The sequence below is a fragment of the Pristimantibacillus sp. PTI5 genome (assembly GCF_048572955.1).
In the GTDB taxonomy this organism is placed as follows: domain Bacteria; phylum Bacillota; class Bacilli; order Paenibacillales; family Paenibacillaceae; genus Pristimantibacillus.
Genome location: NZ_CP183886.1, coordinates 745429 through 764999, shown reverse-complemented (window position 1 = coordinate 764999; position 19571 = coordinate 745429). Strand labels below are relative to the sequence as shown.

Genomic DNA, 19571 nt, shown 5'->3' with positions numbered 1-19571 from the left:
AAGAAGGAGCCTGCTGGATGAACCTGAGACCGAAATTGATGCTTGCTTTTATATTCCTGATCGTCATTCCGATGATTGGCCTCGGCATGTTCTCTTTCCTTCATTCAGAGACGCTGCTCGAGAAAAAATATAGCGAGCAAACGGAAATTTCCCTCAGGGCGGTAGGCGGGAATATCCGGTATTTCTTCCGAGAGCTAGATCAGCTCTCCGACGGCAACCTGACGAGCTCAGAGGTCCAGGATACGCTTAAATACAGCACGTATACGTCAAACGATGCCAGTACGATGATCGCGATCAACCAAGCTGAAAAAGAAATGAAGCGGATATTGTTCCAGCATCCCGCCGTTAGCTTCGTTGTGCTGTACGCGAAGGACGGCACCATGTTCCGCTCGTACCGGAACGATCCGACGACGTTCAAGCCGATTTCATTCGATATGCTGAAGGCGCATTCCACTTATAAGGAAGTGCAAAAGCTTGGAGGCCGGCCGCTTTGGATCGGTCCGTACGAGCAGCGGGAGCTTACGGGCGTTGAGCCGCCGCTGTTCACGCAAATGCGCGTGGTTAAGGATATCGAGACGTTCAATGATCTTGGCGTTATGATAACGCAGTACAAAACCGAAGAGATTTCTGACATGCTAAAGGCTTTCCAAAACCCGAAGGCGGATGCGGCGGAAACCAGATATCTGATCGTGAATAAAACGGGTCTCATCATGCTGGACAGCAAAAGCGAGTTTGACGGCCGGAACATTAATGAACAGACGGATTCGCTGCCGCAGCAAACGAATAATTATAACAGCTCTAGAGTGAAGTTTGAGGGGGTAGACAGCTTAGTCTCCTCCTATCAATTGGACCGTAATGAATGGATTCTCGTATCGGTAAAGCCATGGAATTCATTAACGAATGAAAATGTAAGGTTTGTGCAGTGGATCGGCATGATTACGGTGCTTGGCTTGCTGTCAGCGGTGCTGTTTAACGTCTTTTTTGTCAATCGCGTGGCCAAATCGATCATTAAGGTTGTTCGCAAAATGAGATTGGTCGAGCAGGGGCTGCTTGATATTCGCGTAACGGCCCATGGCAAGGATGAAACGGTATTGCTTGCCAACAGCTTCAATAGCATGGTTGAGAGAATCGGCAGCCTCCTTAGCGAGGTGAGAAGAGAGCAGGCCCGCAAGCAGCATGCGGAAATGATGCTGATGCAGGCTCAAATCAAGCCTCATTTTTTATTTAATACGCTGGAGTCGATTAATGCGCTTGCCGCGCAAAACGAAGGCGCAAAGATCATGCTTATGGTTCGCAGATTGAGCAATCTGCTCCGCACAAGCATGCACCATACCGAAGAAATAAGAATAAATCAAGAAATTGAACATGTGCGAAGCTATTTGGAAATTCAAAAATATCGTTTTGAGGAGCTATTTTCATATGAGCTGAATGTTCCCGCCGAGGCGTTGGATTATACGATATTGAAGCTTACGCTTCAGCCTCTCGTCGAAAACAGCATTCAGCACGGCTTTGACGGCTATGAAGACGGACAAGGGAAGATCGAAATAGATGTCATAACGGAACCTTATCAAATCGTTATTATGGTTCGTGATAACGGACTGGGCATGAGCGCGAATGTGCTGCATCAGCTGGCTGCGGGCTCTGATACATCCGGCAAGCTGTCAAATGCTGCGGAGATTGGGGAAAGAAGAGGGCTCGGACTGCGAAATGTTGCAGATCGCCTGCGTATACATTACGGTCCGGCTTTTGGTTTATGGATTTGCAGCCAAGAGGGCAGCGGTACCGTTATTCGTTGTGTAATTCCGAAGAGCAGAGGTGATCAGCCATGACGGGTAAAGTGCTCTTAGTTGACGATGAGGCACATATAACGAGAAATTTAGAAAAGGTTATTCCCTGGGAAATGCTGGGGCTAACCGTCGGCGGCACGGCCAAAAACGGGGTGGAAGCGCTGGAGCTTATGGAGCAGCAGGCCTTTGATTTATTGCTATGCGATATTCGAATGCCGGTGATGGACGGCTTGGAGCTGGTGCGTCATATCCGTGATAAAGCAATGCCTTGCGATATCATTATGCTGTCAGGCTATCAGGATTTTGCCTATACGCGAACGGCTATTCAATTCGGGGTCAATGATTATATTCTGAAGCCGATTCCGTACGATGAATTGACCGGGGTCATCGCGAGGGTCATGTCCAGTCAGCGGAGCAAGCAGAAGCAGCTGCAGGAAGAGAAGCAGAAGCTGGGCCGCATGATCGATTTGGCAAGCGAGAAAATTTTATATGACATTATTATGGACTATACCGACGTTACGGCAGACCACTTCCTGCTGACCGGAGACGAACAGCAGCTGAAGCAGCAGCAGTTCGTCTTAATCGTGCTTGATCTCGATGTAAGCTCCGAGAAAACGAAGGACTGGCGGGACTGGTCCGATAAAGAACGGAAGCTGTGGAATTTTGCCGTCTGCAATGTGCTGAGAGAGAGGCTGCAGCAAAATGGGCTGCATCACGCGGTCATTCAGATCCGTGACGGTGAATGGTGCGTGCTGATCGAAATGGAAAAAACGGCAGCCTATGATTTAGCCAAGATTAAAGAATGGGCAGAGATGCTGCTGGCGGCGATTAAGAGCCATGTTAAGCTGTCTTTGTTTGCAGGGATATATAGGGAGTTTGCTGCGGTTGCTGAATTGTCCCAGGCTTATAAGCTTGTCCAGCAGGGCATGCAGCTGACGCCGGTTCATGACCTTATCGCGGTATATCCGTCGGAACAGCAAAAATCATCGCAAGCGGATCAGGCTTTTTGGGATACCGCCGAGAAAATGATCGGCGCGGTGAAGCGCGGCGACTCGATCGGCGTAGATAACGAGCTTCAAAGGATAACGCTGCTTTTGCAGCGCATGAATGAGCCTTCGTTAAACCGCGTCAAGCCGCTGCTGCATTTCTTTGTGCTGCATCTGATGCGGGAAATGAAGGAGATGGGCGTTTTCTCGCGCGAACAGGAGGATATGCTGTGGCGCCGATTGGATCGCCGCTTCGGCATTAAGGACTTGTTATCGGTCATTCGCCAGGTTACGAATGCGGTATCGGAGAAATCGATGGACAAGAAAAAACAATCGGAGCGCTCGATGACGGAGGCGAAGGCCTTTCTCGACCGAAATCTGTATAGAGATCTTAGCGTGGAGGACACGGCTACCCATGTGGGTTTGAGCACCTCTTACTTTAGTCTTTTGTTTAAACAAACGTTTGGCGAAACGTTTATTGAATATGTAACGCGGCAGCGGATGGAACGCGCGAAGGCAATGCTTGCGAAGACGGCCAAGAGTGTGGCTCAAATCGCCAAGGAAGTCGGTTATGCGGAGCGGCGGTATTTTACAAAGGTATTCATGAAATATACCGGCGAGAATCCGACCGACTACCGGAGCGGGCACCAAGAAGGCTCGCAAGCCGCCGAGGATTTGAATGAGCCGATGCAATTAGGAAGGGATGGGGAAGGCATTGACAAGTGAGCGTGAATGGCAAAGCTGGAGCTTGAAGAAAAAAATCGGGCAATTATTCGTATTTGGATTCCATGGCTATGAGCCGACTGAGCAAATCAAGCAGCTTATTGCAGCAAACGGCATTGGCGGAACGATCTATTTCTCGCGCAATGTGAAAAATGCAAAGCAGGTGCATGAGCTGAGCGGAGAACTTCAAAGCCTCGCAAAGCAAGCAGGCAGTCCGCCTTTATTCGTTGCCATTGACCAAGAAGGCGGCATGGTCGCGAGACTGGTCGACGGCGTAACGCTTATGCCCGGCAATATGGCGCTCGGAGCGGCTGGTGTTGCGGAGGGAACTCGCGAAACGGCGCGTATTTGCGGTGAAGAGCTTCGGAAATTAGGCATAACGATGAACTATGCGCCTTGTATCGACGTGAATAACAATCCGGACAATCCGGTTATTAATGTCCGCTCCTATAGCGACCGTTCGGATGTGGTTGCAGAGCTTGGCGCAGCCGCCGTTGTGGGTTATCAGTCTGCCGGGATAGCGGCGACCGTCAAACATTTTCCGGGACATGGCGATACGGCGGTCGATTCCCACCATGCATTACCGGTCCTGCTTCACGGCCGGGAGCGCCTGGAGGCAATTGAGCTGAGGCCGTTCCGGGCGGCCATAGAAGCAGGCACGGATTGTATCATGACCGCGCATGTTTGCTTGCCGGCACTTGATCCTTCCGGCGTGCCTTCTACCTTATCGGAGAAAGTCATAATCGGCTTGCTGCGCAAGGAGCTGGGTTATGACGGGGTTGTCGTAACGGATTGTTTGGAGATGGATGCCATTGATAAAAACTATGGACCGGAGCAAGGAGCGATCATGGCGATTCGAGCAGGCGCGGACATGGTGCTGATCAGCCATACGTTTGAGAAGCAATGGGCCGCACTTGAAGCCGTGGCGGACGCGGTTGAGAAGGGTGAGCTTGCCGAGGCGCGCATCAATGAGGCACTTGACCGGATTATGGCGCTCAAGGAGAAGCTTGCGCTGGATGAGCCGCAGCTGCCTTGGACGGAGGTGGAAGCGGCAATCGGTACCGAAGAGAATAAAGCGGTTGCGAGACGCTGGAGCGAGGCCTCTGTAACCTTGGTTAAAAATGAGGGCGGCTTGCTGCCGATCAGCCGCAGCGAGTCCACGCTTGTGCTGTGGCCGGAAATTGTTCCGGTATCGGTAGCGGATGAGATGCTCTCTGGCGAGGGCTCCTTAGGCAGCTTCCTTTCGGAGCTGGGCGCTAAGGTGGTTGAGCGTAAGATGAACGCGGTCAAGCCGCTTGCTGATCTGGAGAGCTACTCGCAGATCATTGTTGTGACCTACGACGCTTCAAAGCATCCTCTCGAGCGCGAAATCGCTTGCGAGGCCGTTCGGCTTGCGCCGGATCGCACCATAGCGGTATCGGTGAGAAACCCGCTGGATTTGTTGCTGTACCCAGACGTGAAAGCTTATCTGGCTGTGTATGAATGCAGACCTCTAGCGCTTGCGGCAGTTGCGAAGGCTCTGCTTGGCGACCTCGAGCCGGCGGGCAAGCTGCCTTTAGAAATTTCGGCAGCATATCCATTTGGCTGGAGTGCGGCGGTTGACGGATAATGGGTTGCCATTCTTTATTGATTTGGATGTTTAGACTGCCGATAAATTCGGCAGTCTTTTTTTTTTTGCGCAGCTGGATGCTGCTGCTGCTGCTGCTGCTGGAGAAACTGCGTTATAGCATCAACGGATGCACGCTTTTCGCACCATATGCTGCAGAAACTGCACAGCATCTCAACGGAAGCAGTACTTCGCATCATACATTGCAGAAACTGCACTGTAGGCCAGCAGAAGCAATACGCTTCATCCGTTGCAGTAACTGCACTGCAGCTCAATATAAGCATGCATGTCGCACCAAACGTTGCAGTATCGCAATGCAGCTCAACGCTCCATACACTACAGTAACTGCACCAGAGGGGATTTTAGGCAGCAGCTTAGAGGAAAAAAGATGAAGCCTGCAGCAGAAAAGGTAACTGAAGCTGCATAGCTTCGCAGTAAATTACCTTCGCTACTGTCCAATCAGATTAGAATAGGTGAGATCATGCAGGATATACGCAAGGAAGAAAATAACGCAGGGATTTTCAAACCGATGCTGTACCCTTACTAGCTGATTATAGTAGGTGTCCGCGTAATGGGGATTATTGCGCATCTCCAGGCTAGCTTTAATGAGGGCGTCCAACTTATCCGCAATATCGACCATTTCACCGACATAATCATCGGATTTGCTGTGCGCAATGAATTCGAACATCTCCGCGTGGAAAAGCTCAGGCAGCTTGTTAATCATAAAATGAGCGGTTTCCTTCTCATATTGTTCGAAAGCCAGCTTGATCTCCGGATTATTGTGTTTAAAGTTCGAAACGACATCGCCGGACAGCGCCTCGGGCAGGTCATGGAGCGTGGCCTTCGCCAAAAGCGTATAAAGATCGATGCTTTTGTTGCCAAATCGCTCGATTTCAAGCAGCCCGTTAAACAAAGCCAGCGAAGCCACGCGGAAGGAATGCGTCGCATCATTATCGGGGACGAGGTTATAGCTGCCGTTCCATCTTTTTACGGTGTCCAGGCTGACGATATATTGGATAAATTCATATAAGCCTGCGTGCTTATTATACTCGTCCAGCAGCCAGCGAATAGAGCGGAGCTCGGTATTTTGGAGGATCTGCTCGAGCTCCTTATGCTTGGCATGGAAGAAGGGATTCGTATCATGACGCGATTCCCGGTGGCAATAAAGATAGGCATCAAATGTATCGATTGCATCGACCAAACGGCCGATATGCGTATCATCCTGCGCATTGACGATATAATCGAACGCTTGGGCTTGAAGGGATTTGGAGAGATAGGAAACGATTTCCTTGCTGAGCTCCATTTCAAAATCCCGTATATGGTTCATGACGAGCGATTCTTTTTTGGTAACATGCTTAATAGAGCCGGTTCCGGTATTTTTAAGATCGCCCCAGAGGCATCTCCCGAGAAGCTTTAGCTTATCGAGCGGTTCATGGAATACCTTCTCCTCAATGATGCCTACCAGGATAGATAATGCGGCGCATCTAAAGCTATGAGCGGAGGCGTTGTCTTCAAAACGCGGAGCATGCTCGCTCCATCTCGGTACATATTGCATGCGAATGATCGTATTGGTGAATTTTCCATTTTTCATAAATCGGCTCCTTAGCTAATTGAAGTGCAAGAGATTCCGTTCATGTGCAGGATTGTCTATGTTATTATATAGCTTATGTATAGAAACGACTAGTTGAGGTAAATGAGGGAATGAAAATGCGTGAATTCGGTTTGGCCTTTAATCGATATTTCGAAAAATGGATGTTTATTATTATCCCTAGCTCCTTGGTACTTGGTTTTATATTTGCATCGCAGCTTCAACCCTACATCAAATCCGTTCCGTATTTATTCGCGTATGTCACGCTGACGATGGCCATTGGCTGCGGCCTGGGCCAGTTGCGGGCGGTGATGAAGCGGCCGGGGATTATGGCGCTAACCTTTTTAATCGCCCATGTGCTCTCGCCTTTGGTTGCCTATGCTCTTGGCGCGCTCACCTTTGGTGCGGATTCTCCTTATGTCGTGGGACTCGTGCTGTTTACCATAATACCGATCGGCGTCTCGACAGTGCTGTGGGTAGGGATGTCGGGCGGCAGCGTTCCGCTCATGCTGGCGATGGTCGTGCTGGATTCCGCGCTAAGCCCGTTAGTTGTGCCTGCCGGCATTCATTTGTTCTTCGATTCGGCGGTTGAGGTAAAGGCAGGCCCTATTATTATGGATTTGCTCGTCATTATCGTGCTTCCTACCATTATCGGGGTCGGGCTGAATCAGATGAGCCGCGGCCGCATTCAACATGCCGTGGCACCTTACACGTCGCCGCTCTCCAAGTTTTGTTTCGTTGCCGTTGTCTCGCTGAATGCATCGGCGATCGCGCCGCATCTGGACAAGCTAAAGCAGGATATGGCGCTGCTCGTGCCGGTTGTCATCGTGCTTGTCGGCATATGTTATGCCTTCGGTTATATCGGTACGGCTGGTCTTCGCAATTACGAGCAGCAGGTGACGGTATCGTATGCGACAGGGATGCGCAACATTTCGCTCGGTATCGTATTGGCGCTCGGTTATTTCAGTCCGCTTGCGGCTGTGCCTGTCGTATTATCGATTCTCATTCAGCAGCCGCTCGCAACGGTGCATCATTATGTTTTACAAAAACTTAACAAAAACAAGACTGGCGTAAGTGCGGCGACGCATGTACGATAAACGTTGTATGTTAGGTCAGGGGTTGTATGGCGTTAGCAGCCTGTGCTTGAAAAAACGTAGGGAGTGAACCGGATGAACAGCTTTCGCACCAGGCTGACGCTCATTATGATCTCGATGATCGCTTTATCGGTCATTGCGGCAGGGCTATTCATGGTCAAAACATTTAAAGAAAATCATATTAATGCGCTTGAAGATAATATGGTTCGAGAGATGCAGATCATTTCGGCAAAAATGGAATGGAAGACAGGCGAGCTTCCTATGCTTTACGGTTATTTTTCGGACGAAGCAAAAGAGCTTAAGCATTATACCGGCGCACGGGTTACTTTTATTCGCAATGACGGCGTGGTGCTTGGGGACTCGGATGGAGATCCGAAGGAAATGGATAATCATCTTGACCGCGTGGAAATAAAGGAGGCGCTCAAGTTAGGTAAAGGGAGAGCGATCCGGAAAAGTGAAACGGTCAAGCAAAATATGATGTACGTGGCAATCCCTGTGGAGGTCATGCCGAATCAAGCTCCGGATGTCATTCGTTTGGCGATGAGCCTAGAAGAAGTGGAGGAAAGCATTCGCCAATTAACGGGCCTGCTTTTTGCAGGATTGCTGGTGCTGTTCCTGATTGCTGCGTTAATCAGCTACCGTCTTGCGCTTAGCTTGACGCGGCCGCTCGAGCAAATAACGAAGGTAGCCAAGCGGATCAAAAACATGGATTACCGGGCAAGGGTAAAGGTTGCGAAACAGGATGAGATTGGGGAACTCGGCAATGCTATTAATGCAATGGCAGACAGCCTGCAGGTTCAAATGACGCGTATCCAGCAAAATGAGAATCAGCTCGAGAGCGTTCTCGATAATATGATAAACGGAATTGTGATGATTGATCGCAATGGGATAATCGTATTGATGAACAGGCGCGCAGAGGAAGTGCTCGGATTTTCCGCGCGCGAGTTAGTCGGACGCCATTTTGCAGAAGCGAAGCAGCAATATGAGCTGTCGCAAATGATTCAAGAAGGCCTGAAGAGCAAAGAGCATTTGCGCGAGGAAATTACGTTTTATTTTCCGGAAGAGCGTCTGCTTGAGCTGAATCTGGTTCCGATTCATCCGGAAGGCAATGATTTCTCTGGCGTGCTTCTTGTCCTGCAGGATGTATCCGCTATTCGTAGATTAGAGCGTATGCGCAGCGAATTTGTCGCGAACGTCTCCCATGAGCTGAAGACTCCGATTACCGCCGTAAAGGGGTTCGCGGAGACGCTGCTTGGCGGTGCGGTGAATGATGAAGAAACGGCGCGTTCTTTTTTGCAAATCATATATGATGAGAGTGACCGGCTCAACCGGCTGATCGGCGATATTTTGGAGCTGTCCAAAATCGAATCGCGCCGCGTTCCGCTTGTATTTTCACCGGTAGAAGTCGATAGCTTTGCGGAGAAGTCGGTTAAGCTCATGGAATCTGAGGCATCCCGCAAAAATATCGAGCTCAGCATGTCCATCGAGCCAGGCTTATATGTGGAAGCGGATGAGGATCGGCTGCGGCAAATAATCATGAATTTACTTTCAAACGGCATTAATTATACGCCTGAAGGCGGCCGTGTATCCTTAAAGATTGAGGGTCTCGGCGATGATTATATCCGCGTCCAAATCGCTGATTCGGGAATCGGCATTCCGAAAAAGGATTTACCGCGAATTTTTGAACGGTTTTACCGCGTGGACAAGGCGCGTTCGCGAAGTTCAGGCGGCACGGGGCTTGGCTTGTCCATCGTTAAGCATCTCGTTGAGCTGCATAAAGGAACGATCTCGGTTACAAGCTCGGTAGGAGTGGGAACTACGTTTACAATTGAGCTTCCGGTCCTGCAATAGAAAAAAAGATTTACCTATTCTTCATGAAACCATGATAAACTAAGATTAAACGTCTTAAATATGCGGATGCGGCGTCTTTGGGCGCTGCCATTCGCCAGGTTGGAGGTAACATGTCGCATAAAGTGCTCGTAATTGAAGATGAACCGACATTAGCCAGGCTTCTGTCGTACAATTTGACCCAAGAGGGCTATGAAACGACCGTTATCGATCATGGCGGAGAAGGCTTGCAAACCGCTTTGCAGCGTACTTTCGACTTGGTCATCCTCGACATCATGCTTCCCGGCATGAACGGCTTTGAAATTTTGAACCGTCTGCGCCAAAACGGCGTTAGAACGCCCGTCATTATTTTAACCGCCCGCAATGCGGAGGAAGAGGTCGTACAAGGACTGAAGCATGGGGCCGATGATTACATCACGAAGCCATTTGGCGTAGCTGAGCTTCTGGCGCGCGTGTCAGCTGTACTTCGCCGGACACAGCTTGATGACAGCAAGCCAATTGAATCAACGGAGAAAATTATAACAGCTGGTGATTTATCGATTTATCCAGAGAAATACGAGGTTATTTTGAACGGAGATACGATTCCGCTAAGACCTAAGGAATTTGAGGTTCTGCTGTATCTCGTACAGCGCCCAGGCATGGTGATTACGCGGGATGATTTGATGAATGTCGTATGGGGCTTCGATTATATCGGCGGCCAGCGTACGGTAGATGTTCATGTAAGCTCTTTGCGGAAGAAGCTGGAGCTTGGTCAGCAATCAGTCCAAATCGAATCTATCCGCGGCGTAGGTTATAAACTCGTCATGCCAAAAAAGCTCGTTACCCCGAAAGTGTAGGGTGGACGAGCTTTTTTGATTCCAGGGCTACTGCCGGTTCCATACGAGCATTTTACGCTGGTATTGCTTGGGTGAGCAGTCATTGTATTTTTTGAACATCTTATAGAAATGAGCCATATTCGGCATGCCAATCCGTTCGCCTACCTCGGAAATGCTCAAATCCTTGGTCAGCAATATCCGCTCCGCCCATTTCACCTTGCGATAATTCACATATTCCGTAAAAGATAGTCCAATCGTCTTTTTGAAATATTTGACGAAGTAGTAGTAGCTCATATTAGCGATTTTGCAAACCTCTTCGACCTGGATGCGGTCCGTCAGATGATTCTCGATGTAATCGAGCACCGGCTTCAGGCGGATGCGGTCGAAATTGTCCTGTTCAATAAGCACCTTCCGGCTGTCATGGCGAAGCAGCAGCAGCAATATTTGCTTAATGAGCACGCTGACCGCCAGTTCGTAGCCGGTTTCCTTACGGGTAGCTTCATTCAACATTTGCTGGATGCAGGAAGCGGTTTGCTGCTTGACGTTACTGTTTTCTTGGAAAATGTAATTCGCTTTGCTTAGCGGCATTTGGGTTTCCGAGAAATAACGCATATAAGGAATCGTGCTCTGGTCAAAAAACGGTTCCAAATCAAATTGGAGCACGATGTAATCGAGCAGGCTATGGCTGCGGTCGCGGTGCAGCTCGGAGGCTCCGATGAGCATGACATCTCCCGTCGTCAGATGAAAGCTCTCCTCATCGATATAAACGTCCAGATCGCCTTCAAGAATGAGCAGCAGCTCAAGCTGTTTATGATAATGCCAGTTTGTAAATCCATCAAGATCGCGCATCGTCTGAAAAATCCGCAGCGACAGCAATGGGTTTTCGTATGCAACTTTCTCGTTTATGACTTCCAATGTATTGCTTCCCCCTTGGCGCTGCATGACAATATCTTTATTGTATTGAAAGCGTTGGTCATTAGCAATAAGGAGGATACATAATAAATTGTATTTTATCTATTAACGGAAGAGAAGATGCATGAACGCGCAATTACCGTTAAAATAGATTACAAAGCAAATATGCGGAACGAAAAGCAGGAGAGGGCTGGACGACGACAAATGGGATGGGATGAGCTTAAGGATTTAGGACTTGGAAATGTTTTGATATTGGACCGCCGGGATGATCTGTCCCAGGCAGATGTGCTTTATTCCTTTGCGCTGGACGAGCTGCTATGCCGGAAAACAGGGCAGGGCGGACCGTCCATTTGTCATATTTGGCGTCATCCGAAGGGCTTTGTGATGGGCTTGCGGGATAGTCGTTTGCCTGGGGCCGCTGATGCGGAACAAGCGCTTCAATCAGAGGGCTGGGCGACTGCTGTGCGCAATTCGGGCGGCGCGGCGGTTCCGCTTGATTCAGGGGTGATCAATCTTTCATTGATTATGCCTAAGCCAAGTGTAGAATCGTTTCATTTCCATGATGATTTTGAACGGATGTACGGGCTGATCCGCCATGCCTTGCAGGAAACGGGCTGCCAGGTCGACAAAGGAGAAATAAAGGGGGCGTACTGTCCCGGTGATTATGATTTAAGCATTAACGGATATAAATTTTGCGGCATAGCGCAGCGCAGGCAGACGCATGCCTACATTGTTCAAGCTTTCATTGTTGCAGAGGGATCGGGGCAGAAGCGGGCCCGCTTTGTCCGTAAATTTTATGACCAAGCTGCAGGCGGAGCGGATACGAAGGAATATCCTTTGGTCCATGCAGACAGCACTGCCAGCTTGGAGCAGCTGACAGGAATCGGCCAGGATGCGGGGAAACGTTTCGTCGAAGCCGTGAAACGGATTATCGGGTCGCAGCAAACGGAAGCGGGCATGAGAGACGCGAAGGCAAAGCTCGAGATGCCTTCCCGGGAGCAAATAGAGGCTATGGCTGAGGTCATGCGAACCAGGTATGCTATCCAAGCGGAATAAGCTGCATGTCTTATAGAAATTCTGCGATTTGTCGGAGGTTTGAACTTGTTTCGATATGCTGCTGCTCTAATTGGTTAAGAGGCCATATCCCTTTGTTGGTGCGGATATCGCTAGCGATCAGTCTCAGCATCCATAGCGAGTATAGGGAGGCAAACAAATAATAGCCGTGCTTGAACGAGCGCGGATCAATCCGCTTACCGTATTGCGCCGATAATTCGAGGTAATGATCCAACAGGCGCTCGCGGATGGCGGTTGTCATGTCCTTAGGGAATAACGGATGTGAAAGATCGATAACATGATACAGATCCCAATACCTAAGATTAAGGTGGGCGTGCTCCCAATCGAGCACCTTGATCTGTCCGTTTACGCGGGCGTAATTGCCAAGATGCAGATCGCCATGCGAGAGCAAGAGCTCGTCCGCTGCAAAGCTTTCCGTCTGGAGCATGGCAAGCAAATGCCTGCACAACGAAGAGGGGATGCCCGGCCATAGCTGTTCGGGATCTTCAGCTTGCCATAGCTGGAGCAGCTCTGCACGGACGGCTTCAGCGGTAGGCTTCGGTCCTCTAAGCGGCGCATGCTGCAAATGGCTGATCGGCAGGGCATGCCATTTCGCCATATAGGATATAAGCCCGATTGCAGTCTTTTCCTCAAAAACATGCGTCAATTCACCTAAATCCTCATACAAAATCCAATTCAGGCTGGGATTCGCGCTTAAGGAATGAGCAATGATTCGCGGATAAATAGGGGGGAAAGCAGATAGAATATGCTCATTTACCCAGATTTCCTTGCCCAGCTGCTCGTTGTTTGTCAGCGGTTTAAAAACGAGCGATTCGGAAGCCGTCACGTAAACCCGTTCGACGCAGCTTCCGTTCATCCCCTGATACAGCAGCTCTCTCCGCCATACTTTCTCGTCATTGATCCGGCCGTCAGGCTTTATGATGGAATGCATGATGAATACTCCTCTCTCAGCTAATCTATCCGCGTGCTTCTAACGTTCGGTTTTGCGAATGATCTGATTGATGACCTCCGAGAATACAAGTCCAATGGCGATCGCACCCGAGATCATGAATGCCTTCACGGCGAGCTGTACCGCAATATCATAATGATCCTCAACGACATTCCTCATCGCATCGTAGGCAAGACCGCCCGGAACTAGCGGGATGATTCCCGATACGCTAAATACGATAATAGGGGTTTTGTACAGCTTGGAGAACAGCTGGCTTATAACCGTGACGATAAAAGCAGCAATCAAGGTAGCCGGTATCGTATCCATATCGAGCTGCGTGCAGACCATATAGATCATCCAGCCAATCATGCCGACAGCACCGCAGTGCAGCAGCGTCCGCTTCGGCACGTTGAAGATGAGCCCGAAGGCAGCTGTCGCTATGAAGCTTGTTAATAGCTGTTCAAGCATCATCAAGATGATACACCTCCAGGCAGCGATTTTAATAAAAGGACAGCACGGCGGCTATGCCGGCTCCGATAGCGAATGCGGTGAGAAAGGCCTCTGCCCCTTTTGACAGACCCGATACGAGATGGCCGGCCATTAAGTCGCGGACAGCCGCGGTGATGTGAAGACCTGGAACCAAGGGCATGACCGACCCGATAATGATTTTATCTAAATCAAAACCAAAGCCTTGATGTACAAAAAGCACAGACAAGGTACCGATCAGCAGGGCGGTGATGAACTCGGCGAAAAACTTAATCGGCACGATCCGGTGCAGCTGAAGCAGAAACCCGAAGCCGATGCCGCCGATCAGCATGACCGGGAGGAAGTCGCGCCAGCTTCCTTGAAACATGATGAGGAAGCATCCGCTGGCGATTGCCGCTGCAACGATTTTCAGCCAGGAAGGATATTCGAAAGCATTTGTATCAATTTCTTGAAGCAGACGATGCGCGTCGCCTGCGGCAAGCTTGCCCGTGCTTATTTTTCGGGAGATATCGTTTACTAGGGATACTTTAAGCAAATTCGTTGACCGCTCGGATATCCGAATAAGCTTTGTCATCTGAGAGGAACCGTCGATCGCAAAAATAATTCCCGTCGGCGTCACGAAGCTATGCGAGTTTTCAATGCCGTAAGCCGCAGCAATGCGGACCATCGTATCTTCGACCCGGTAGGTTTCGCCTCCGTTTTGCAAAATGATTTTGCCGGCCAATAAGCAAATCTGTGTGACTTCATGGCTGTTAATTATACTTCTATTCAATTTGGCGAGCCTCCTTGTCCGAGCGAAGTATCGTTAATTGCCAATTTTCGTTTGCTGCTCGAATTCTGCTCGAATTCGCGATTGTAAGGCGGGATCTGCAAATACGTCGTATGCGGTGGCAGCCAGCATTTTAGCGCCGAATAGCATCCCGTCGAGCGCATAATCGGTCATGGCGGCATCGCGGAAGGCTTCGGTGTGAAGCAGCAGGCGATCTTGAACGACCTTGACGAAGGGATGGATTGCCGGGCAGCGAACCGAAACGTTGCCAAGATCCAGGGAGCCGTGGTCCTTGCCGGTCTCGATTTGTTCGGGACGAATACCGGCTTCTATGAGATTCGCGTTAAATTGTTCGGACAGCGTCTCATTTGTAATCAGCTCGTCATAGGAGAACTCAAACCGGTTAGTCGCCAGCGTGCAGCCGGTTTGCAGCGCGGCCCCTTCCGCGCAGCGCAGCACCTTGGCGGTTAGCTCGTCCGTATAAGTACGGGAAGCCGAACGGATGTAAAATTTGGCAGAAGCGTAGTCGGGAATGATATTTGGCGCTTTGCCGCCGTTGTCGATAATACCGTGAATACGCGCATCGCTGCGTGTCTGCTGACGAAGCGCATTGATGCTGTTAAACAGCTGGAGCACCGCGTCGAGTGCGTTTATGCCTTCATAGGGACTGGCCGCAGCATGGGCGGCTAAGCCGATGTATTCAAATTGGATCGCATCCATCGCAAGCGATTCGCCAGATTTCTCGAACGTATGGTAAGGATGCGCCATAAGTGTAAAGTCGCAGTCATCGAATAAGCCGGCTGCTGCCATCGGTACTTTCGCGCCGCGGGTTTCTTCGGCAGGCGTGCCGTAGATGCGGATTTTACCGCCGAGTCTGCTTGCCAGCAGCGCCGCTTTGAGTCCGACGGCCGCTGCGACGCTCATGGAGCAAATGAGATGATGCCCGCAGGCATGTCCAATTTCCGGCAGCGCGTCGTATTCGCATAGGAAGCCGACTGTCGGTCCGGGTTTAGCCGTATCGAACGAAGCGATAAAAGACGTTTCAATATCAAGGATGCCCCGTTCCACCTCGAAGCCATATTTGGAAAGCTCGGCACATAGCAGGCCGGAAGCGAAAAACTCTTCGTGGCCAAGCTCCGGCCGGCTGCCAACGGACCGCGAGATGTCGCGAAATATGTCGGCGTATTGATCAATCTCTGTGAAAATAAGCTTTTTATCGGTCATATGTTATTAAACCTCCTAAAGATTCTCGAAGCATGAATAGGTATAAAGAGCACTGGTATGTTCTAAAGGTAATATGATTAGAGCACTTGTAAGAACGTATGCGTTCTTCTAGAGCAGCTAGGACGTGTGCACACGTGAGTTCGAAGGCTGTAAGCGCACAGGTGTGCTTACAGCAGCAAGAGTAACTGGTATGAGCCGCATGTAAGAACGTATGCGTTCTTATAGAGCTGCTTGGCCGTGTGCATACGGGAATTTGTAGGCTGTAAGCGCACAGGTGTGCTTACAACCGCAAGAGTAACTGGTTTGAGCGCTTGTAAGAACGTATGCGTTCTTATAGTGTACCTTGGTCGTGTGCACACATGAAATCGTTGGCTGTAAGCGCACAGGTGTGCTTACAGCAGCAAGAGTAACTGGTATGAGCCGCATGTAAGAACGTATGCGTTCTTATAGAGCTGCTTGGCCGTGTGCATACGGGAATTTGTAGGCTGTAAGGCGATTCGCTAACGCATGCCGTGTATTTTCTTGAATTGCTCGGGGCTGAGCCCTTCAAGCCGCCTGAATACGGAGCTGAAGTAGCTTGGGGAGTCGAAGCCGACGCGGCGGGCGATTTCATGCATCTTAATTTCACCCTCGCGGAACATAAGCTCCTTGCTGCGATTGACGCGCTCCCGGTTGACGTATTCCATCGGCCGCAACTTCAAAGCCTTCTTAAACAGCAGGCATAAATACTGCGGCGTTACATCAATACAGCCTGCCATATCCTTTATCGTAATGAGCTCGCTGTAATGCGCTTCAATATATTGAAGGACTGGCTGCAGCTTTAAGTAGTTCTGCTCCACGGAATGCGAGCTCACAAGAATAACCTTCATCAAATCGAGCAAAAACATGTAAACCAGCTTCGAGCATTCGAGCCCGAGAAAAGCACGGCCGGATTGCGTCATCGCGTAAATGTTTTTCATATGGGTAACAATCATATCATGATCGGCAGTCGAATAGACACCGGATTGCGTTATTCCAGCCTGCTTGAACAGCTTGTCGGATAAATCCCCGCGAAAGCTCATCCAAATCACATCCCACGGCTCTTGGATCGAGAAATATTGATGCTGCTCGTTGGGAAACAAGCAGAACCCTTGACCTGCGCGCACCGTCATTTTTTGATCGCCGACATGCAGCTCGCCGGAGCCGTCAATGACCTGCAGCCATTGAAAATGAGGATACCCGTTCGGACGGTCGATCGGCTCCTGATTGCTCCAATGCCCGATGCTCGTAAGATAGACGGGCAGCGTCGTGTCCGTTTCGGTCAAAATCGGAAAAACCATCGTATCGATAATCGCAGCCTCCAGTTTCATATTTTTAAAGTAATGCGAAAATACTGTTATTTTGTTACTCATTTTAACGAGTTATAATATGAATATCATTATAGTATATCCAATAATGGCTGCAATCAAGATAAAACTGGAGGTCTCTGAGATGAGTTTGAAATTTCCGCCGATTAGTTCGAAAATCCCGCAAATGCTGCATGGTGCAGATTATAATCCCGATCAATGGCAGAAATACCCCGAGGTGCTGGAGGAAGACATCCGGCTCATGAAGCTTGCGCACTGCAACGTGATGTCGGTAGGTATTTTTGCTTGGATGGCCATAGAGCCGGAGGAAGGCGTATTTACGTTTGATTGGCTGGATACGCTGCTTGATAAGTTTGCTGCAAACGGCATCTATGCGCTGCTGGCAACCCCAAGCGGGGCGCGTCCGGTATGGATGTCTCAAAAATATCCTGAGGTGCTTCGCGTAGCGCCGAACGGCATCCGCAATTTGCATGGCGCACGCCATAACCACTGCTTCAGCTCGCCTGTTTACCGCGAGAAAGTAACCATTATGAACACGAAGCTGGCTGAGCGTTATTCCGGTCATCCTGCCGTCATTGGCTGGCATATTTCGAATGAATACGGCGGCGAATGCCACTGCTCGTATTGCGAGGAAGCTTTCCGCGGCTGGCTGCAAAATAAATACGGTTCCCTCGAAGCGCTTAACGATGCTTGGTGGACGACATTCTGGAGCCATACGTATACGGATTGGAGCCAAGTTGAGTCTCCGACGGAGCGCGGCGAGAAAGCCGTTCATGGTCAAAATGTGGACTGGAGAAGATTCGTAACGGATCAGACGGTTGATTTCTGCCGCAACGAGATCGAACCGCTGCGCGCTGCAAACAGCGAGCTGCCGATTACGACAAATTTCATGCTTGATTTTGAGCCGCTTAACTATTGGAAGTTCACGGATCTTCTCGACATGATTTCATGGGATGCTTATCCGACATGGCATGACAACGGCGGAGACGACAGCGAGCAGGCGGCTTGGATCGGCTTTAACCATGATGTATTCCGTTCCTTGGGCGGCGGTAAGCCGTTTATGTTGATGGAGAGCACGCCGAGCATGACGAACTGGCAGCCGGTCAGCAAAGTGAAGCGCCCAGGCATGCATATGCTGTCCTCGCTTCAAGCCGTCGCGCATGGTTCGGACACCGTTCAATATTTCCAGTGGCGCAAGAGCAGAGGCTCAAGCGAGAAGCTTCACGGCGCGGTAGTCGATCATGTTGGTCATGAGAATACCCGTGTATTCCGTGATGTTGCCGAACTGGGCGAGACGCTTGAGAAGCTGACTGAGGTTGTCGGTACGACGGTGAAGCCGGAGGTTGCGCTCATTTACGATTGGGAGAACCGCTGGGCGGTGAAGGATTCGCAAGGTCCTCGCAACGGCGGCCTGCATTATGAAGAAACGGCGAAGCGCCATTACCGTCCTTTCTGGGATCTGGGCGTACCCGTGGACATTATCGATTCTGAATGCTCGTTCGATTCCTATAAAGTACTGGTTGCGCCAATGCTTTATATGGTTCGTCCCGGCGTTGGCGAGCGCATCGAGCGCTTTGTGGAAAATGGCGGGACCTTCGTTGCCACTTATTGGACAGGTATCGTCGACGAGAATGACCTATGCTTCCTGACGGGTTTCCCGGGACCGCTGCGGAAGACACTGGGCATTTGGTCCGAAGAAATCGACTCGCTTCATGACCATGATTCCAACCGCGTCGTGCTGAAGGACGGCAATGCCCTTGGCCTAAGCGGCGAGTACACGGCGCGCGAATTATGCGATCTGATCCATCTGGAGGGTGCAGAGGCGCTTGCCGTATACGGCGAAGACTTCTACGCCGGACGTCCGGCGTTGACGGTTAACCGTCTGGGAGCAGGCAAGGCCTACTATATCGCTTCCCGCAACGAGGCAGCATTCACAAACGATCTGCTGGCGCGAATTGTCGAGCAAGAGGGCATCAAGCGCGTGCTGGATACGGAGCTTCCGCAAGGCGTAACCGCGCAGCTTCGTACGGATGGTGAAAACGATTATGTATTCGTGTCTAATTTTAGCGCGAATGAAGCTGCCGTTGCGCTGGACGGACGGACCTATACCGATTTGTTAACGGGGGCCGCGGCGGGCGAGAGCGTTGCTTTAGGCGCTTACAGCTGCCGTATTTTGAAAAGGGCTTCGGAATAAGCGTAACGATAATTAAAAAGCTGTGTGTAACGTACAAGTTCCTGTACGTTGCGCACAGCTTTTTTTTGCGTCTATACGTCTGAATAGGTTTTTACACTCGCTCCGAAGCGCTTATATTGCTTTCTAGTCATAAAGACATGTCCTCAGCATGTTCAGAAAATCCATTTTACAGCATATCAAAAAAATATTGC

Annotated in this window: 15 protein-coding genes; 8 read left to right on the top strand and 7 right to left on the bottom strand. The window is 50.2% G+C overall.

Annotated elements, in window-relative coordinates; translation table 11 throughout:
- The first annotated feature begins 17 nt into the window (after nucleotides 1-17).
- Genes ACN6MW_RS03710 through ACN6MW_RS03700 form a run of 3 tightly spaced genes read left to right on the top strand, consistent with a single transcriptional unit; the run spans nucleotide 18 to nucleotide 5105 of the window.
- On the top strand, nucleotides 18-1829 hold the full coding sequence (locus tag ACN6MW_RS03710; protein WP_419874278.1) for a cache domain-containing sensor histidine kinase: 1812 nt from the start codon (nucleotides 18-20) through the stop codon (nucleotides 1827-1829).
- Complete coding sequence (locus ACN6MW_RS03705; protein ID WP_419874277.1) at nucleotides 1826-3499, top strand: response regulator transcription factor; 1674 nt, start codon at nucleotides 1826-1828, stop codon at nucleotides 3497-3499. Before ACN6MW_RS03710 ends, ACN6MW_RS03705 begins: the two co-directional genes overlap by 4 nt.
- Entirely contained in the window at nucleotides 3489-5105 is a 1617-nt protein-coding gene (locus ACN6MW_RS03700; RefSeq protein WP_419874276.1) for a glycoside hydrolase family 3 protein, read from the top strand. The genes ACN6MW_RS03705 and ACN6MW_RS03700 overlap by 11 nt, the downstream gene beginning before the upstream one ends.
- A gap of 445 nt (nucleotides 5106-5550) precedes the next feature.
- Here the strand turns inward: ACN6MW_RS03700 and ACN6MW_RS03695 are convergent, their stop codons facing one another.
- On the bottom strand, nucleotides 5551-6693 hold the full coding sequence (locus ACN6MW_RS03695) for a YfbR-like 5'-deoxynucleotidase (RefSeq protein WP_419874275.1): 1143 nt from the start codon (nucleotides 6691-6693) through the stop codon (nucleotides 5551-5553).
- Nucleotides 6694-6809: 116 nt separating this feature from the next.
- Here ACN6MW_RS03695 and ACN6MW_RS03690 point away from each other — a divergent pair, with 116 nt between their 5' ends.
- The 3 genes from ACN6MW_RS03690 (at nucleotide 6810) to ACN6MW_RS03680 (ending at nucleotide 10468) form a co-directional block, all read left to right on the top strand.
- Nucleotides 6810-7787: a bile acid:sodium symporter family protein gene (locus ACN6MW_RS03690; protein WP_419874274.1), complete on the top strand. Its 978-nt coding sequence runs from the start codon at nucleotides 6810-6812 to the stop codon at nucleotides 7785-7787.
- A 72-nt stretch (nucleotides 7788-7859) separates the two neighbouring features.
- Complete coding sequence (pnpS, locus tag ACN6MW_RS03685) at nucleotides 7860-9635, top strand: two-component system histidine kinase PnpS (protein ID WP_419874273.1); 1776 nt, start codon at nucleotides 7860-7862, stop codon at nucleotides 9633-9635.
- 110 nt (nucleotides 9636-9745) lie between these two features.
- The gene (locus ACN6MW_RS03680) at nucleotides 9746-10468 is read left to right on the top strand and encodes a response regulator transcription factor (RefSeq protein ID WP_364153024.1); all 723 of its coding nucleotides are present in this window, start codon (nucleotides 9746-9748) and stop codon (nucleotides 10466-10468) included.
- A gap of 27 nt (nucleotides 10469-10495) precedes the next feature.
- Here ACN6MW_RS03680 and ACN6MW_RS03675 read toward each other — a convergent pair whose 3' ends face one another.
- Entirely contained in the window at nucleotides 10496-11362 is an 867-nt protein-coding gene (locus tag ACN6MW_RS03675) for an AraC family transcriptional regulator (protein WP_419874272.1), read from the bottom strand.
- A gap of 201 nt (nucleotides 11363-11563) precedes the next feature.
- Here ACN6MW_RS03675 and ACN6MW_RS03670 point away from each other — a divergent pair, with 201 nt between their 5' ends.
- Complete coding sequence (locus ACN6MW_RS03670; RefSeq protein ID WP_419876266.1) at nucleotides 11564-12415, top strand: lipoate--protein ligase family protein; 852 nt, start codon at nucleotides 11564-11566, stop codon at nucleotides 12413-12415.
- 10 nt (nucleotides 12416-12425) lie between these two features.
- Here the strand turns inward: ACN6MW_RS03670 and ACN6MW_RS03665 are convergent, their stop codons facing one another.
- From ACN6MW_RS03665 to ACN6MW_RS03645, 5 genes are all read right to left on the bottom strand, one after another.
- Nucleotides 12426-13364 carry a phosphotransferase family protein gene (locus ACN6MW_RS03665; RefSeq protein ID WP_419874271.1) on the bottom strand — a complete coding sequence of 313 codons (939 nt, stop codon included), beginning with the start codon at nucleotides 13362-13364 and terminating at the stop codon, nucleotides 12426-12428.
- Nucleotides 13365-13403: 39 nt separating this feature from the next.
- Nucleotides 13404-13832, bottom strand: coding sequence for a threonine/serine exporter family protein (locus ACN6MW_RS03660; protein ID WP_419876265.1), 429 nt, complete (start codon nucleotides 13830-13832; stop codon nucleotides 13404-13406).
- Nucleotides 13833-13860: 28 nt separating this feature from the next.
- Nucleotides 13861-14619 (bottom strand): threonine/serine exporter family protein, encoded by a 759-nt coding sequence (locus ACN6MW_RS03655; RefSeq protein WP_419874270.1) that lies wholly within the window; start codon nucleotides 14617-14619, stop codon nucleotides 13861-13863.
- A gap of 33 nt (nucleotides 14620-14652) precedes the next feature.
- Nucleotides 14653-15840, bottom strand: a complete 1188-nt coding sequence (locus ACN6MW_RS03650; RefSeq protein ID WP_419874269.1) for a M20 family metallopeptidase — start codon at nucleotides 15838-15840, stop codon at nucleotides 14653-14655.
- Nucleotides 15841-16340: 500 nt separating this feature from the next.
- Nucleotides 16341-17231, bottom strand: a complete 891-nt coding sequence (locus ACN6MW_RS03645; protein ID WP_419874268.1) for an AraC family transcriptional regulator — start codon at nucleotides 17229-17231, stop codon at nucleotides 16341-16343.
- A 79-nt stretch (nucleotides 17232-17310) separates the two neighbouring features.
- On the opposite strand from ACN6MW_RS03645, the gene ACN6MW_RS03640 reads away from it, so the two are divergent.
- Nucleotides 17311-19380, top strand: coding sequence for a beta-galactosidase (locus ACN6MW_RS03640; RefSeq protein ID WP_419874267.1), 2070 nt, complete (start codon nucleotides 17311-17313; stop codon nucleotides 19378-19380).
- Nucleotides 19381-19571: the final 191 nt, after the last annotated feature.